The organism is Marinobacter daqiaonensis, assembly GCF_900115285.1.
In the GTDB taxonomy this organism is placed as follows: domain Bacteria; phylum Pseudomonadota; class Gammaproteobacteria; order Pseudomonadales; family Oleiphilaceae; genus Marinobacter; species Marinobacter daqiaonensis.
Genome location: NZ_FOYW01000005.1, coordinates 1 through 15,765, shown reverse-complemented (window position 1 = coordinate 15,765; position 15,765 = coordinate 1). Strand labels below are relative to the sequence as shown.

Sequence of the window (15,765 nt, the reverse complement as noted above, 5' to 3'; positions counted from 1 at the left end):
CCTGTACCCCACACTTCGTGACATACGCGGGTCAGGGCCGCGGTCAGAGTGGTCTTACCATGGTCAACGTGACCGATGGTGCCCACGTTCAGGTGTGGCTTGTTACGTTCAAACTTAGCTTTGGACACGGTTACACCTCTTCCTGTTTCTCAAGTCCTGGGGATCAACCCTTTTTAATGATCGCATCGGCAATGTTCGAAGGAGCCTCTGAGTAGCCGGAAAACTCCATCGCATAAGACGCCCGACCCTGTGTTGCAGAACGCAGGTCAGTGGCGTAACCGAACATTTCCGACAACGGAACTTCTGCCCGGATGATCTTGCCCGCAGGGCCTTCATCCATACCCTGAATGACACCACGACGGCGGTTGAGATCGCCAACCACGTCGCCCATGTAGTCCTCAGGTGTTACCACTTCCACTCTCATGATTGGCTCAAGCAGGGCCGGGCTTGCTTCCAGGGCACCTTTCTTCATGGCCATGGAGCCGGCCACCTTGAACGCCATCTCGTTGGAGTCAACCTCGTGGTAGGAGCCGTCGTACAGGGTGGCCTTGATACGCAGCAGCGGATAGCCTGCGAGACAGCCATTCTGCATCTGCTCTTCAATACCCTGTTGAACCGCCGGGATGTATTCCTTGGGAACCACACCACCAACAATTTCGTTCACAAAGATAAAGTTTTCGCCATCTTCATCATCCAGGGGAAGCGGCTCAAGCTTGATCTTGACGTGACCATACTGACCACGACCACCGGACTGACGAACAAACTTACCTTCCACGTCTACGGACTTACGAATCCGCTCACGATAGGCAACCTGAGGCTTACCGATATTGGCCTCAACCTTGAACTCGCGCCGCATGCGGTCAACGATGATGTCCAGGTGCAGCTCGCCCATACCGGAAATAATGGTCTGGCCGGATTCCTCGTCTGTACGGACCCGGAATGAGGGATCTTCCTGAGCGAGCTTGCCCAGAGCGACGCCCATCTTCTCCTGGTCCGCCTTTGACTTCGGCTCAACCGCCACAGAAATAACCGGTTCCGGAAACTCCATGCGCTCAAGAACGATCTTGTGGTTCTCATCACACAGGGTGTCACCGGTGGTCACACTCTTCAGTCCAATCGCGGCAGCGATGTCACCCGCCAGTACTTCCTTGATTTCCTGACGGTCCTTGGAGTGCATCTGCACCATACGGCCGACACGCTCTTTCTTCTGCTTCACAGAGTTGTATACCGCACTGCCGGACTCGAGCTTACCGGAATAGACACGGAAGAAGGTCAGGGTACCGACAAACGGGTCTGTGGCAATCTTGAACGCGAGAGCCGCAAAGGGAGCGTCGTCGTCAGCCTGACGGGTCTCTTCGGTGCCGTCTTCGTCGATTTCACCGCGGATGGCCTTGACTTCGTCCGGCGCTGGCAGGAATTCGATAACGGAATCCAGAACCGCCTGAACACCCTTGTTTTTGAAAGCAGAGCCACAGGTGGCAACAACGATCTCGTTGGCCAGGGTACGCATGCGCAGACCCTTCTTGATGTCGTCGACGCCCAGCTCACCCTCTTCGAGGTAGCGCTCCATCAGCTCTTCGTTGGCCTCAGCAGCCGCTTCCATCATCTGCTCACGGTACATGGCCACTTCATCGACCATCTCCGCGGGCACATCCCGCTGATCGTAGGTCGCACCGGAATCCTCTTCGTTCCAGTAAATCGCCTTGTTACGGATCAGGTCGACGATGCCGGCGAAGTCTTCTTCGGCGCCGATCGGCAGCTGAATGGGAACGGCGGTCGCGCCCAGACGATTCTTGATCTGGTCCACAACGCGCAGGAAGTTGGCACCGGCACGGTCCATCTTGTTGACGAACACCATCCGGGGCACTTCGTATTTGTTGGCCTGACGCCATACGGTCTCGGACTGGGGCTCCACACCGGAGGAACCACAGAAAACGACCACGGCACCATCCAGAACCCGCAGCGAACGCTCTACCTCGATGGTAAAGTCAACGTGTCCCGGGGTGTCGATAATATTGATACGATGCTCAGGGTATTGCTTGTCCATACCCTGCCAGAAACAGGTGGTTGCGGCGGAAGTGATGGTAATGCCCCGCTCCTGCTCCTGCTCCATCCAGTCCATGGTGGCCGCGCCATCATGAACTTCACCGATCTTGTGGGAAATACCGGTGTAGAACAGTACCCGCTCGGTGGTCGTGGTTTTACCCGCGTCCACGTGAGCACAGATACCGATGTTTCTGTAACGCTTGATAGGTGTCTTGCGTGCCACTGTATAAACCTCGGCTGATTAGAAACGGAAGTGAGAGAACGCCTTGTTGGCTTCTGCCATGCGGTGAACATCTTCACGCTTCTTAACAGCAGCGCCCTTGCTGTCAGCGGCATCCAGGATCTCACCTGCCAGACGCTGAGCCATGGACTTTTCACCACGCTTCCGCGAGTATTCGACGAGCCAGCGCATGGCCAGCGCGTTCTGACGGGAAGGCCGTACTTCTACAGGCACCTGGTAGGTAGCACCACCCACACGACGGGATTTAACCTCGACCATCGGCTGGATGTTCTCCAGGGCCTTCTCGAACAGTTCGATCGGCTCTTCCTTGGATTTTTCGGCCACGATATCGAGCGCGCCATAAACAATGCGCTCGGCAACGGACTTCTTACCGCTTTCCATCACGTGATTGATGAACTTGGCAAGACGTGAACTGCCGAATTTCGGATCCGGGATAATTTCCCGTTTTGCTGCAACTCTTCTTCTAGGCATCGATAAGCCCTTTTAAAATTAAGGTCTTCAGGAACCCCTGAGATAGCCAACCGGCTACTCAGCCTTACTCTTATCGTCAATAGCAACGATAAAAGACACCCAACAGGGACATCAGGACTTGGGTCGTTTTGCACCGTACTTGGAGCGACCCTGCTTACGGTTCTGCACACCCTGGGTGTCCAGTGTTCCGCGAACAGTGTGATAGCGCACACCGGGAAGGTCTTTAACACGACCGCCACGGATCAGCACAACGCTGTGCTCCTGAAGGTTATGACCTTCACCACCGATGTATGAGGAAACCTCGTAACCGTTAGTCAGACGAACACGACACACTTTACGCAGTGCAGAGTTCGGCTTCTTCGGCGTGGTTGTGTATACACGTGTGCATACACCCCGACGCTGCGGGCAAGCCTGCAGAGCAGGAACATCGCTCTTGGCCACCTTGCGTTTACGAGGCTTACGTACCAACTGGTTGATCGTTGCCATGTAAGCAAACTCCAAAAAAAACCATTTCAATGAAACTTACCCCCGAAGAACGGGGGTAAAAATTAAGGGACGCAAGTGTAAGCCCGCGTCCCCGGTCAGTCAAGACGACTGATTTCTTTTTAACCAACCCGGGATCCGTAGTTCCCGGGGGTCAGACCGCCGCACTTACTCCTCGCGGTTAAGCTCGGCGCTCAGGGCCTCCACCACATCCTCTGCGGTAACACCCTGTTCTTCCAGCTCACGCTTGCGGCGACGCTCGTTGTGATACGCCAGGCCGGTACCCGCCGGGATCAGACGACCCACAACAACGTTTTCCTTCAGGCCGCGGAGGAAATCGCGCTTGCCGGTAACCGCGCCTTCCGTGAGTACCCGTGTGGTCTCCTGGAACGAAGCCGCGGAAATGAACGACTCCGTGGCCAGGGAGGCCTTGGTGATACCCAGCAACTGGCGCTCGCCCCTTGCCGGTTGCTTGTCCGCCGCAACGGCCGCTTCGTTGGCATCCAGGAACTGGTTGTATTCCACCTGATCACCGGCCAGCAGGTTGGTTTCTCCCGGATCGGTGATCTCCACTTTCCGCAGCATCTGCCGAACGATAACCTCGATGTGTTTATCGTTGATGACAACACCCTGCAGACGGTAAACGTCCTGGATCTCGTTGGTGATGTACTTCGCCAGCTCCACCACACCCAATAGCCTCAGGATGTCATGGGGGTTGGACGGGCCATCGGAGATAACCTCGCCCTTTTCAACGGTCTCACCTTCAAACACGTTGAGCTGGCGCCACTTCGGAATCAGAACCTCATACGGATCACTGTCTTTCGGGGTGATCACCAGGCGCTTCTTGCCCTTGGTTTCCTTGCCAAAAGACACGGTACCCGTAATTTCCGCCAGGATGGACGGCTCCTTGGGGCGCCGCGCCTCGAACAGATCCGCCACCCGCGGCAGACCGCCGGTGATGTCCCGGGTCTTGGAGCTTTCCTGGGGAATACGGGCAACGACGTCACCCACTTCCACATTGGCCCCATCAGACAGGGTCACCAGAGCGTCCGCCGGCAGGAAGTAATGGGCCGGAGCACCACCAGGCAGGCTGACTTCCTCTCCATTCTCGTCGAGGATCTCGATGGCCGGACGCAGGTCCTTACCCGCTGCGGGACGATCTTTCGGATCAATCACCTGGATGGTAGAAAGACCAGTCAGCTCGTCGGTCTGGGTACGTACGGTGATACCCTGATCCATACCCACGAAGCGCGACTTACCAGCACCCTCGGCGATAATCGGGTGAGTGTGGGGATCCCACTTCGCCACCACGGCGCCGGCATCGACCTTGTCACCGTTCTTCACGGAGAGCATGGCGCCATAGGGCAGCTTGTACCACTCACGCTCCCGGCCCTGATCGTCTGCCACGGCAAGGGCGGAGGAACGGGACACCACAACCAGGGAGCCATCGGTCTTCTCGATGGACTTCATGTTGTGGAGACGAATCGTCCCACCGTGCTTGACCTGAATGCTGTCCACCGCGGACGCCCGACTGGCCGCACCGCCGATGTGGAAGGTACGCATGGTCAACTGGGTGCCCGGCTCGCCGATGGACTGGGCGGCAATAACACCGACAGCCTCACCCACGTTCACCAGGTGGCCCCGTGCCAGGTCTCGACCATAGCAGTTGGCGCAGACTCCGTGGCGAGCTTCACAGGTGATCGCGGAGCGGACCCATACCTCGTCCACGCCCGCAAGCTCAATCGCCTCGATGGTCTTCTCGTCCAGCAGGGTGCCAGCCTCGACTACCGCGTTCTCCTTGTCGGTCGGCGTGAACACGTCACGAGCCGTAACCCGGCCGAGGACCCGGTCACCAAGGGGCACGACCACGTCGCCACCCTCGATGTGCGGCGTCATCAGCAGGCCTTCCTCGGTGCCGCAATCCACATCCGTCACAACCAGATCCTGGGAAACGTCCACCAGGCGACGTGTCAGGTAGCCGGAGTTGGCGGTCTTCAGGGCGGTATCCGCCAGACCCTTACGGGCACCGTGGGTGGAGATGAAGTACTGCAGTACGTTCAGGCCCTCACGGAAGTTCGCAGTGATCGGCGTCTCGATGATGGAGCCATCCGGCTTCGCCATCAGCCCCCGCATCCCGGCCAGCTGCCGGATCTGTGCGGGGGAGCCACGGGCGCCGGAGTCGGCCATCATGTACACGGAGTTGAATGACTCCTGCATGACCGGCTCACCATCCTCGCCAAAGACCGGCTTGCCCTCGGCATCGACCACCTGCTCCTGGGAGAGGCGGTCCATCATGGCCTTGGACACCTTGTCGTTGGCACGGGACCAGATATCGATGACCTTGTTGTACTTCTCGCCCTGGGTCAGCAGACCGGAGGAGTACTGGGATTCGATTTCCTTCACCTCCTCGGTGGCCGCGTCGACCAGCATGTACTTCTCGGGAGGAATCTCGAAGTCATTGAAGCCGATTGAGGTGCCGGACACGGTAGCGTAATGGAAACCCATGTACATCAGCTGATCGGCAAAGATGACCGTATCCTTCAGACCCGCCACCCGGTAACAGGTGTTGATCAGATTGGAGATCGCCTTCTTGGTCATTGGCCGGTTCACGATATCGTAGGACAGGCCGTCGGGCACGATATCGAACAGCAGCGCGCGACCGACAACCGTATCGACGATCACATACTCGGTCTTGAGCTCTTCGTTCTCGTCATAGGTCACTTCCTTGACCCGGACCTTGATCTTGGCCTGCAGGTCTACGGCACCGGCGCCATAGGCTCGATGCACTTCCTTGACGTCGGCAAAGACGCGACCTTCCCCGAGGGCGTTCTTCCGCTCGCGGGTCATGTAGTACAGACCCAGAACCACGTCCTGGGAAGGCACGATGATCGGCTCGCCGTTCGCCGGAGACAGCACGTTGTTGGTGGACATCATCAACGCCCGGGCTTCCAGCTGGGCTTCCAGGGTCAGCGGTACGTGAACCGCCATCTGGTCACCGTCGAAGTCGGCGTTGTATGCCGCACATACCAGCGGGTGTAGCTGGATGGCCTTGCCTTCGATCAGCACCGGCTCGAACGCCTGGATACCCAGACGGTGCAGAGTCGGTGCCCGGTTCAGCATGATCGGGTGCTCGCGAATCACCTCGTCCAGGATATCCCAGACCACGCCCTCTTCCCGCTCCACCATCTTCTTGGCGGCCTTGATCGTCGTAGCCAGGCCCCGATGCTCAAGCTTGGAGAAGATGAACGGCTTGAACAGTTCCAGCGCCATCTTCTTGGGCAGACCGCACTGGTGCAGACGCAGGTACGGACCCACCACGATCACGGAACGACCGGAATAGTCGACACGCTTACCCAGCAGGTTCTGACGGAACCGGCCCTGCTTACCCTTGATCATGTCGGCCAGGGACTTCAACGGACGCTTGTTGGTGCCGGTAATGGCACGACCACGACGGCCGTTGTCCAGCAACGCATCGACGGCTTCCTGGAGCATCCGCTTCTCGTTGCGCACGATGATGTCAGGAGCATTCAGCTCCAGCAGGCGCTTGAGACGGTTGTTCCGGTTGATGACCCGACGGTAGAGATCGTTCAGATCCGAAGTGGCGAACCGGCCGCCGTCCAGTGGTACCAGCGGACGCAGGTCAGGCGGCAGCACCGGCAGCACGGTCATGATCATGTCACCAGGGCGGTTACCGGAGTACAGGAACGCCTCCAGGATCTTCAGCCGCTTTGTGAACTTCTTTATCTTGGTCTCGGAGTTTGTCTGGGGAATTTCCTCCCGCAGCCGGTCAGTCTCTTCCTGCAGGTTGATATCTTCCAGCAGCATCTTGACCGCTTCGGCACCCATGCGGGCGTCGAACTCGTCACCGAACTCTTCCAGAGCCTCATAGTACTGCTCATCGTTCAGCAGTTGACCACGCTCCAGGGTGGTCATCCCGGGATCGATGACGATGAATGACTCGAAATACAGAACCCGCTCGATATCACGCAGGGTCATGTCCAGCATCATGCCGATACGGGAAGGCAGGGACTTCAGGAACCAGATGTGAGCCACCGGGCTCGCCAGTTCAATATGGCCCATGCGCTCACGACGAACGCTGGCCAGCGCGACTTCAACACCGCACTTCTCGCAGATGACACCGCGGTGCTTCAGGCGCTTGTATTTGCCACAGAGGCATTCGTAGTCCTTGATCGGACCAAAAATCTTGGCGCAGAACAGACCATCCCGCTCGGGCTTGAAAGTCCGGTAGTTAATGGTCTCGGGCTTTTTTACTTCCCCGAAGGACCAGGAACGGATCATGTCAGGTGACGCCAGACCGATACGGATGGCGTCAAATTCCTTGCTCTGGTTCTGGCTCTTGAGAAGATTCAGCAAATCTTTCATCAGTAACAGCTCCGGATGGCGTTAATCTCGGGCGGGCACTGTTGTGCCCGCTCACGCTGCCAAAAAACGATTCGGCTCACTCGGACTCCAGCTCAATGTCGATACCCAGTGAGCGGATTTCCTTGACAAGAACGTTGAAGGATTCAGGCATTCCCGGCTCCATCCGGTGGTCACCATCAACAATGTTCTTGTACATCTTGGTGCGGCCATTCACGTCGTCAGACTTGACGGTCAGCATTTCCTGCAGGGTGTAGGCCGCGCCGTAGGCCTCAAGGGCCCAGACTTCCATCTCACCGAACCGCTGGCCACCGAACTGGGCCTTACCACCCAGCGGCTGCTGGGTAACCAGGCTATAGGAACCGGTAGACCGGGCGTGCATCTTGTCATCGATTAGGTGGTTCAGCTTCAGCATGTACATATAGCCCACGGTCACCGGGCGATCGAACTCATCTCCGGTGCGGCCATCGTACAGCCTGACCTGGCCGCTGGTGTCGATGTCGGCCAACTCCAGCATGTGCTTGACCTCAGCTTCCTTGGCACCATCAAACACCGCTGTCGCCATGGGCACGCCGCCACGAAGGTTCTTGGCAAGCTGGACGATCTCATCGTCGTTCAGGCTGTCCAGATCCACCAGCGGCACTTCCTCGCTGTGGTTATAGATCTTGCCCAACAGCTCACGAATCTCCGCGACCTTGCGCTGCTGCTCAAGCATCTCATTGATCTTGCGACCGAGACCTTTCGCAGCGGCACCCAGATGGGTTTCCAGAACCTGTCCGACGTTCATCCGCGAGGGTACGCCCAGCGGGTTGAGAACCACGTCGACCGGATTGCCGTCGTCATCGTAGGGCATATCCTCAACCGGCATGACCGCAGAGATAACACCTTTGTTACCGTGACGGCCCGCCATCTTGTCGCCCGGCTGCACCCGGCGCTTGATGGCCAGATAGACCTTGACGATCTTGAGAACGCCCGGTGCCAGGTCGTCGCCCTGCTGAAGCTTGCGCTTCTTGTCGTCGAACCGCTCCTCATGCTCTTTCTTGCGATCCTCAAGGCTCTGCTCGGACTTTTCCAGAAGTTCATTGAGGGACTCGTCCTTCAGGCGGAGCTTGAACCACTGATCGCGCTCCAGTCCTTTCAGGTAGTCTTCCTCGAGCACTGCGCCTTTTTTCAGCCCAGGGCCGCTGATGACTTCCTGACCGGTCAGGGCGGCAGTCAGACGCTCGAAGGTAGCCCCTTCGACGATCCGATACTCGTCCTTCAAATCCTTCCGGTACTGATTCAGCTGCTCCTGCTCGATGGACAGGGCACGCTCATCCTTCTCGATACCATCCCGGGTGAACACCTGAACATCGATAACGGTACCGCGGGTGCCGGCGGAAACCCGTGAGGAGGTGTCCTTGACGTCGGACGCCTTCTCACCAAAGATCGCCCTCAGCAGCTTTTCCTCAGGGGTGAGCTGGGTTTCGCCTTTCGGAGTCACCTTGCCCACCAGGATGTCCCCAGGGCCAACCTCGGCACCGATGTAGACAATACCGGACTCATCCAGCTTGGACAGCGCACTCTCACCAACGTTCGGAATATCGGCGGTGATTTCCTCGCTACCCAACTTGGTGTCACGGGCCACACAGGTCAGTTCCTGGATGTGGATCGTGGTGAAACGATCTTCCTGCACCACCTTCTCGGAGATCAGGATGGAGTCCTCGAAGTTGTAGCCGTTCCAGGGCATGAACGCGATACGCATGTTCTGACCCAGAGCCAGCTCGCCCAGATCCACAGAGGGACCATCCGCGAGGACATCACCCCGTGCAACCACATCACCCTGGTTGACGATGGAGCGCTGGTTGATACAGGTGTTCTGGTTCGACCGGGTGTACTTGGTGAGGTTATAGATATCCACACCTGCGTCGCCTGCCTCGGTCTCGTCGTCGTGAACACGTACCACGATACGGCCCGCATCCACATCCTCGATCACGCCGCCACGGCGCGCGGTCACACAGACACCGGAATCCTGCGCCACGATACGCTCCAGACCAGTACCCACCAGCGGCTTGTCGGCACGCAGTGTCGGCACAGCCTGACGCTGCATGTTCGAACCCATCAGGGCCCGGTTGGCGTCGTCATGCTCCAGGAACGGGATCAGGGAAGCGGCCACCGATACAACCTGCCGCGGAGAGACGTCCATGAAGTTCACGTTTTCCGGCGGTGTCACGGTGAATTCGTTCTGGTGACGAACCGTTACCAGTTCATCCGCCAGACGGCCCTCCTCGGTGAGCGCGGAACTCGCCTGGGCGATAACAAAGTTGCTCTCTTCAATCGCCGACAGGTAAACGATCTCATCGGTAACCTGACCCTCGATAACCTTCCGATACGGACTCTCAAGGAAACCGTAAGAGTTGGTACGGGCATAGGTCGCCAGCGAGTTGATCAGGCCGATGTTCGGGCCTTCCGGGGTCTCGATCGGACACACCCGGCCATAGTGGGTCGGATGGACGTCACGGACCTCGAAGCCGGCTCGCTCACGGGTCAGACCGCCCGGCCCAAGAGCCGATACGCGGCGCTTGTGAGTCACCTCGGACAGCGGATTGTTCTGATCCATAAACTGGGACAGCTGGCTGGAACCGAAGAATTCCTTGACCGCCGCAGCAACGGGCTTCGCGTTGATCAGGTCCTGAGGCATCAGGCCTTCGCTTTCGGCAAGGCTCAGCCGCTCGCGTACAGCACGCTCGACCCGAACCAGACCAACCCGGAACTGGTTTTCAGCCATCTCGCCGACGGAGCGGATCCGACGGTTACCCAGGTTGTCGATATCATCGACGTTGCCGCTTCCGTTACGGATATCGATCAGAGTCCGGAGAACATCGATGATATCTTCGTTGGTCAGAGTGCCTTCACCGGTGCTTTCCTCGCGACCCAGGCGACGGTTCAGCTTCATACGGCCGACGCCGGAGAGATCGTAGCGCTCTTCAGAGAAAAACAGGTTGTTGAAGAGATTCTCAGCGGACTCCTTGGTGGGGGGCTCGCCCGGACGCATCATCCGGTAGATTTCCACCAGCGCCTCAAGCTGGGTGCGGGTCGGATCGATGCGGATGGTATCCGACATGAACGGACCGCAATCGAGATCGTTGGTGTAAAGAGTCTCGACCTCTGTGATACCGGCGCCAAGGATTTTCTCCATGACTTCCGGGGTAATTTCAGTATTGCACTCCACCAGGACTTCGCCGGTTTTGGTGTCCACCATGTCACGGGCAACCACACGACCGTGGAGGTATTCGGTGGGCACTTCCAGCTCGGTGATGCCGGCCTTCTCAAGCTGACGGATGTGCCGGGCGGTAACACGGCGCCCTTCCTCGACAATGACGTTACCTTCATTGTCCTTGATGTCGAAAGTGGCAATATCGCCACGCAGACGGCTCGGAACCAGCTCCAGCTTGGACGTTTCCTCGCCGACTACAAACTTACTGGTGTCGAAAAACATCTCGAGCATCTGCTCGGAAGTATAGCCCAGCGCTCGCAGCAGGATACTGGCGGGCAGCTTCCGGCGACGGTCGATCCGGACGAACACGGAATCTTTCGGGTCAAACTCGAAGTCCAGCCAGGAGCCACGGTAAGGAATCACCCGGGCTGAATACAGCAACTTGCCGGACGAGTGGGTCTTGCCCTTGTCGTGATCAAAGAAAACACCGGGCGACCGGTGGAGCTGGGAAACGATGACCCGCTCGGTACCGTTGACCACGAACGTACCATTCTCAGTCATCAGGGGCATTTCGCCCATGTAGACTTCCTGTTCCTTGATGTCCTTGATGGCCTTGTTGGAAGACTCGCGATCATAAATGATCAGGCGAACTTTCACACGCAGGGGAGCAGCATAGGTTACACCCCGGAGCTGACATTCCTTGACGTCAAAAACCGGATCGCCAATACGGTAGCTCACGTACTCAAGTGCCGCATTGCCAGAATAACTGACAATCGGGAATACGGATTTGAAGGCTGCGTGCAAACCAGTTTCCTGGCGCTCGGCAGCGGCGGCTTCCATTTGCAGGAAGTCCCGATATGAATCCAGCTGAATAGCCAGCAAATAGGGGACATCCATCACGGAAGGCAATTTACTGAAGTCTTTGCGAATCCGCTTTTTCTCAGTGTAGGAGTAAGTCATCTGCATTCCCCAGCTTTAGACCTGATACCTGGTATCAAGAAGCAACCATTTACCTGCTTCGGGGCCGAGTTGCTCGGCATACTGCGCTGTCTTGAACAAGACTCTGGCTGTAGGTGACGGAGACAGAGCTATCACTATAGCAACTGCATCCCTCTCTATAGCATATATACAACAGAAAAAGGCCGGTGGCCTGTAGCCACCAGCCTACCCATGCTAACGCACGGAACCGATCAGAAATCGGCGATTACTTGAGCTCAACAGAAGCGCCTGCTTCCTCGAGCTTCTTCTTGGCTGCTTCTGCGTCGTCCTTGGAAGCGCCTTCCTTAACGGTGGACGGAGCGGAATCAACCATTTCCTTCGCTTCCTTCAGACCCAGGCCGGTCAGTTCGCGAACGGCTTTGATTACGTTCACTTTCTTCTCGCCGGGGCCGGTCAGAACAACGTTGAACTCGGTCTGCTCTTCAGCGGCGGCGGCTTCGCCACCGGCAGCAGCCGGAGCTGCAGCAACAGCGGCAGCAGCAGAAACGTTGAACTTCTCTTCCATTGCTTCTACGAGCTCAACAACTTCCATTACGCTCATTTCGGCAATTGCATTCAAAATATCGTCTTTAGACAGAGCCATGACTTTCTCCCAAAAATAAAAAAATGGTTTTCAACAGAATCAAGCAGCGTCTTGCTTCTGGTCTCGGACTGCAGCTACTACGCGTGTAACCCTGCCCGGAATGTCGTTCAGAGTGCGTACAAGCTTGGTAACCGGTGCCTGTGTGACAATGGCCAGTCGTGTCAGCGCTTCGTGCAGCGTCGGCAACGTGGCCAGGCGATCAATCTGTTCTGCGCCCATCAGCTCACCGCCGACAGCCAGACCTTTGATTTCAAACGCCTCTTTCTCTTTGGCAAAATCCTTCAACAGGCGCGCAGCGGCGCCAGGATCTTCCATAGAAAACGCCAGGATGGTCGGGCCGACCAAAGCTTCATCGATGCACTCGAACTCGGTACCGCGAATGGCGATCTTTGCAAGGTTGTTGCGAACAACCTTCAGACGCACATTTTCCGCACGAGCCTTGGCGCGAAGCGCCGTCATGTCACCAGCGGTAACACCACGGTAGTCAGCCAGAACAACAGACAGAGCAGTACCAGCAGTCTCGTTGACTTCAGCGACGATCGCTTTCTTGTCTTCGAGTCTAATTGCCACTGGATTTCTCCTCGATTTCGCCAGGGGTATTCCCGGCAAACCCATCATTGCCCCGAAAGCCTCCTCAGGTCCTGCTTTGTTCGGCCAGGCGTCACCGGAAAGAATCTCAAAATGCCTGCATACCTTCGGTACACCGCACTTATTCGAACCTTTCCGCCTGACCTGGCCGTCGATCGCGACGACCCTGATCGGCTTCCTTACGGGCGCCTAACGGTGTTTGGGTTCAGAGAGAACGTCTTCACACCGTCTGCGCAGGCGTTGCTTTAACCCTTATGGCCCTGCTCCCGGAGAAGCGCGAGCCGCGGGGGCCTGCGGTCTTTGACAGCCTTGGCTTCCGCCTAGACTACAAAGTTACTGCCAACCGGAGATCAGATGTTCAGTGAACTCTGGTCGACAGTCAGGCCGGGCCCCATCGTTGAGGACAGAGATACCTTCTTCAGGTACACGCCCTTCGACGATGCAGGCTTGGCCTTTTTCAGGTCTGCAATCAGGGCCTCAAGGTTTTCCTTGATGGCCTGAGCAGAGAAATCGACATTCCCCATCGGGGTATGAATGATGCCGTTCTTGTCGGTCCGGTAACGCACCTGACCAGCCTTCGCGTTCTTGACCGCGCTGGCGACGTCGGCGGTTACGGTGCCAACCTTGGGGTTGGGCATCAGGCCACGAGGCCCCAGGATCTGGCCCAGTTGACCCACAACCCGCATGGCGTCCGGAGTAGCAATGACCACGTCGAAGTCCATGTTGCCTTTCTTGACTTCATCGGCGAGGTCATCCATGCCGACGATATCCGCACCCGCCTCTTTGGCCTTCTCGGCATTGGCACCCTGGGTAAAGACAGCAACCCGAACGGTCTTACCGGTTCCGTTTGGCAGCACCGTGCTGCTACGGACGACCTGGTCGGATTTACGGGCATCAACGCCAAGGTTGATTGCCACGTCGATAGACTCCTTGAACTTCACGGTGCTACCCAGCTCGGCCAGCAGCGCAACGGCCTCCTCGACGGAGTAAGCGCGGGTGGAGTCAACTTTTTCACGAATCAGCTTCTGACGTTTGCTCAGCTTGGCCATCTTACAGACCCTCCACGTTCAGGCCCATGCTACGGGCGGTACCAGCGATGGTGCGCACGGCGGCATCCATATCAGCGGCGGTCAGGTCGGGATCCTTGGTCTTGGCAATCTCTTCGAGCTGCTCGCGGGTGACGGTGCCGACCTTCTCGGTATTCGGGCGGCCGGAGCCACTCTTGATACCAGCGGCCTTTTTCAGCAGAACGGGTGCGGGCGGAGTCTTGGTAATAAAAGTAAAGCTGCGATCACTGTACACAGTGATGACAACCGGAGTCGGCAGGCCAGGCTCGATTTCCTGGGTAGCAGCGTTAAACGCCTTGCAGAACTCCATGATATTAACACCGTGCTGGCCCAGCGCGGGACCCACGGGCGGGCTCGGGTTCGCCTTACCGGCAGCAACCTGAAGCTTGATGTAAGCCTGGATTTTCTTAGCCATGATGTTCTCCTGTGGGTGCTATCGCCTTTCGGCTCCCCTGTTTCAGACACAAAAAGCCCGCGTCACGAACGTGCGCGAGCCATTCGTTTTCCGGCAGCTGTTCAGTCTTTTTCGACCTGGCCAAACTCCAGCTCAACCGGAGTGGACCGGCCAAAGATAAGCACAGCCACCTTGACCCGACTCTTGTCATAGTCGACTTCTTCAACCACGCCGTTGAAGTCAGCGAACGGCCCTTCAACGACCCGGACAACCTCGCCTGGCTCGAACAGCGTTTTCGGCTTGGGCTGATCCACACCGCTTTCGACGCGGCGAAGAATGGCCTCGGCCTCACGCTCGGTAATCGGCGCAGGCTTGTCCTTGGTTCCGCCAATGAAACCGAGAACGCGGGGCGTATCTTTTACAAGGTGCCACGACGCGTCGTCCATTTCCATCTGGACAAGCACGTATCCGGGATAGAACTTGCGCTCACTCTTGCGCTTTTTTCCTTCCCGCATCTCGACAACTTCTTCGGTGGGAACGAGCACATCGCCGAACTTGTCTTCCATGCCATTCAGAGCAATACGCTCCTTGAGCGAACGCATGACATGCTTTTCAAACCCGGAATACGCCTGAACCACGAACCAGTGCTTAGCCATTGCCTGCCCCTGCTTATCCGATGAACCCTTGAACCAGGAAACCGATTAACGAGTCCATGCCCCACAGAATCAGAGCGACCACGAGCACGAAAACGACAACGATCACCGTTGTCTGAATCAATTCCGGGCGCGTCGGCCAAACCACCTTGCGGATCTCGACCCTGGCTTCCTTAAGCAGTGTCGCAAAGCGACGGCCGCGATCGGTCTGCAGTGCGACAAACGCAGCAACCAGAGCCAGCGCGACCAAACCCAGAACCCGATAGAGTACTGATTCGCCACTGAAATACTGATTACCGACGACACCTACGGCAATCAAAATAAAAACAACCAGCCACTTGAGCATGTCAAGGCGGCTGGTCGACTGTTGGGCTTTTGACTCCATAGGAATCAGCTTATGTATCCAGACGTGTGATAAATGGCAGGCCAGGAGGGAATCGAACCCCCAACCTGCGGTTTTGGAGACCGCTGCTCTGCCAATTGAGCTACTGGCCTGCACCGAAACCTTTTTTGCGGTGCAGCAAAGGGACCACCCAAAGGCAGCCCCTTCGCTTTCAGATCAATCGAATAATTACTCGATGATCTTGGAAACCACACCGGCACCAACGGTACGGCCGCCTTCGCGAATCGCGAAGCGCAGACCATCTTCCATGGCGATCGGAGC

Annotated in this window: 13 protein-coding genes and 1 tRNA gene; all 14 read right to left on the bottom strand. The window is 57.3% G+C overall.

Annotated elements, in window-relative coordinates; translation table 11 throughout:
• A partial coding sequence (locus tag BM346_RS17800; RefSeq protein WP_228704345.1) for a GTP-binding protein occupies nucleotides 1-128 on the bottom strand: 128 nt, incomplete at its 3' end.
• A gap of 35 nt (nucleotides 129-163) precedes the next feature.
• A complete protein-coding gene (gene fusA / locus BM346_RS17795) occupies nucleotides 164-2,269 on the bottom strand; it encodes an elongation factor G (RefSeq protein WP_092016588.1) in 2,106 nt (701 codons plus the stop codon).
• An 18-nt stretch (nucleotides 2,270-2,287) separates the two neighbouring features.
• Nucleotides 2,288-2,758 carry a 30S ribosomal protein S7 gene (gene rpsG, locus BM346_RS17790; protein ID WP_092016584.1) on the bottom strand — a complete coding sequence of 157 codons (471 nt, stop codon included), beginning with the start codon at nucleotides 2,756-2,758 and terminating at the stop codon, nucleotides 2,288-2,290.
• 111 nt (nucleotides 2,759-2,869) lie between these two features.
• On the bottom strand, nucleotides 2,870-3,244 hold the full coding sequence (gene rpsL, locus BM346_RS17785; protein WP_008174844.1) for a 30S ribosomal protein S12: 375 nt from the start codon (nucleotides 3,242-3,244) through the stop codon (nucleotides 2,870-2,872).
• Nucleotides 3,245-3,409: 165 nt separating this feature from the next.
• Entirely contained in the window at nucleotides 3,410-7,624 is a 4,215-nt protein-coding gene (gene rpoC, locus BM346_RS17780) for a DNA-directed RNA polymerase subunit beta' (RefSeq protein ID WP_092016581.1), read from the bottom strand.
• Nucleotides 7,625-7,700: 76 nt separating this feature from the next.
• Complete coding sequence (gene rpoB / locus BM346_RS17775; protein ID WP_092016593.1) at nucleotides 7,701-11,777, bottom strand: DNA-directed RNA polymerase subunit beta; 4,077 nt, start codon at nucleotides 11,775-11,777, stop codon at nucleotides 7,701-7,703.
• A 244-nt stretch (nucleotides 11,778-12,021) separates the two neighbouring features.
• Nucleotides 12,022-12,399: a 50S ribosomal protein L7/L12 gene (gene rplL / locus BM346_RS17770; RefSeq protein WP_092016577.1), complete on the bottom strand. Its 378-nt coding sequence runs from the start codon at nucleotides 12,397-12,399 to the stop codon at nucleotides 12,022-12,024.
• A gap of 39 nt (nucleotides 12,400-12,438) precedes the next feature.
• Nucleotides 12,439-12,969: a 50S ribosomal protein L10 gene (rplJ, locus tag BM346_RS17765; RefSeq protein ID WP_092016591.1), complete on the bottom strand. Its 531-nt coding sequence runs from the start codon at nucleotides 12,967-12,969 to the stop codon at nucleotides 12,439-12,441.
• Between the two features lie 368 nt (nucleotides 12,970-13,337).
• Nucleotides 13,338-14,036 (bottom strand): 50S ribosomal protein L1, encoded by a 699-nt coding sequence (gene rplA / locus BM346_RS17760; protein WP_092016574.1) that lies wholly within the window; start codon nucleotides 14,034-14,036, stop codon nucleotides 13,338-13,340.
• 1 nt (nucleotide 14,037) lies between these two features.
• Nucleotides 14,038-14,469 carry a 50S ribosomal protein L11 gene (gene rplK / locus BM346_RS17755; protein ID WP_092016570.1) on the bottom strand — a complete coding sequence of 144 codons (432 nt, stop codon included), beginning with the start codon at nucleotides 14,467-14,469 and terminating at the stop codon, nucleotides 14,038-14,040.
• A gap of 101 nt (nucleotides 14,470-14,570) precedes the next feature.
• Nucleotides 14,571-15,104 carry a transcription termination/antitermination protein NusG gene (gene nusG / locus BM346_RS17750; protein WP_092016567.1) on the bottom strand — a complete coding sequence of 178 codons (534 nt, stop codon included), beginning with the start codon at nucleotides 15,102-15,104 and terminating at the stop codon, nucleotides 14,571-14,573.
• A gap of 13 nt (nucleotides 15,105-15,117) precedes the next feature.
• Nucleotides 15,118-15,486, bottom strand: a complete 369-nt coding sequence (gene secE, locus BM346_RS17745; protein ID WP_092016564.1) for a preprotein translocase subunit SecE — start codon at nucleotides 15,484-15,486, stop codon at nucleotides 15,118-15,120.
• A 34-nt stretch (nucleotides 15,487-15,520) separates the two neighbouring features.
• A tRNA-Trp gene (locus BM346_RS17740) sits at nucleotides 15,521-15,596 on the bottom strand.
• 76 nt (nucleotides 15,597-15,672) lie between these two features.
• A partial coding sequence (locus BM346_RS17735; protein WP_207545791.1) for an EF-Tu C-terminal domain-related protein occupies nucleotides 15,673-15,765 on the bottom strand: 93 nt, incomplete at its 5' end.

Excerpts from the sequence above, each read along its gene's own strand:
- rpsG (WP_092016584.1), bottom strand. The coding sequence starts at position 2,758 with ATGCCTAGAAGAAGAGTTGCAGCAAAACGGGAAATTATCCCGGATCCG.
- rpsL (WP_008174844.1), bottom strand. The coding sequence starts at position 3,244 with ATGGCAACGATCAACCAGTTGGTACGTAAGCCTCGTAAACGCAAGGTG.
- rpoC (WP_092016581.1), bottom strand. The coding sequence starts at position 7,624 with ATGAAAGATTTGCTGAATCTTCTCAAGAGCCAGAACCAGAGCAAGGAA.
- rpoB (WP_092016593.1), bottom strand. The coding sequence starts at position 11,777 with ATGACTTACTCCTACACTGAGAAAAAGCGGATTCGCAAAGACTTCAGT.
- rplL (WP_092016577.1), bottom strand. The coding sequence starts at position 12,399 with ATGGCTCTGTCTAAAGACGATATTTTGAATGCAATTGCCGAAATGAGC.
- rplA (WP_092016574.1), bottom strand. The coding sequence starts at position 14,036 with ATGGCCAAGCTGAGCAAACGTCAGAAGCTGATTCGTGAAAAAGTTGAC.
- rplK (WP_092016570.1), bottom strand. The coding sequence starts at position 14,469 with ATGGCTAAGAAAATCCAGGCTTACATCAAGCTTCAGGTTGCTGCCGGT.
- nusG (WP_092016567.1), bottom strand. The coding sequence starts at position 15,104 with ATGGCTAAGCACTGGTTCGTGGTTCAGGCGTATTCCGGGTTTGAAAAG.
- secE (WP_092016564.1), bottom strand. The coding sequence starts at position 15,486 with ATGGAGTCAAAAGCCCAACAGTCGACCAGCCGCCTTGACATGCTCAAG.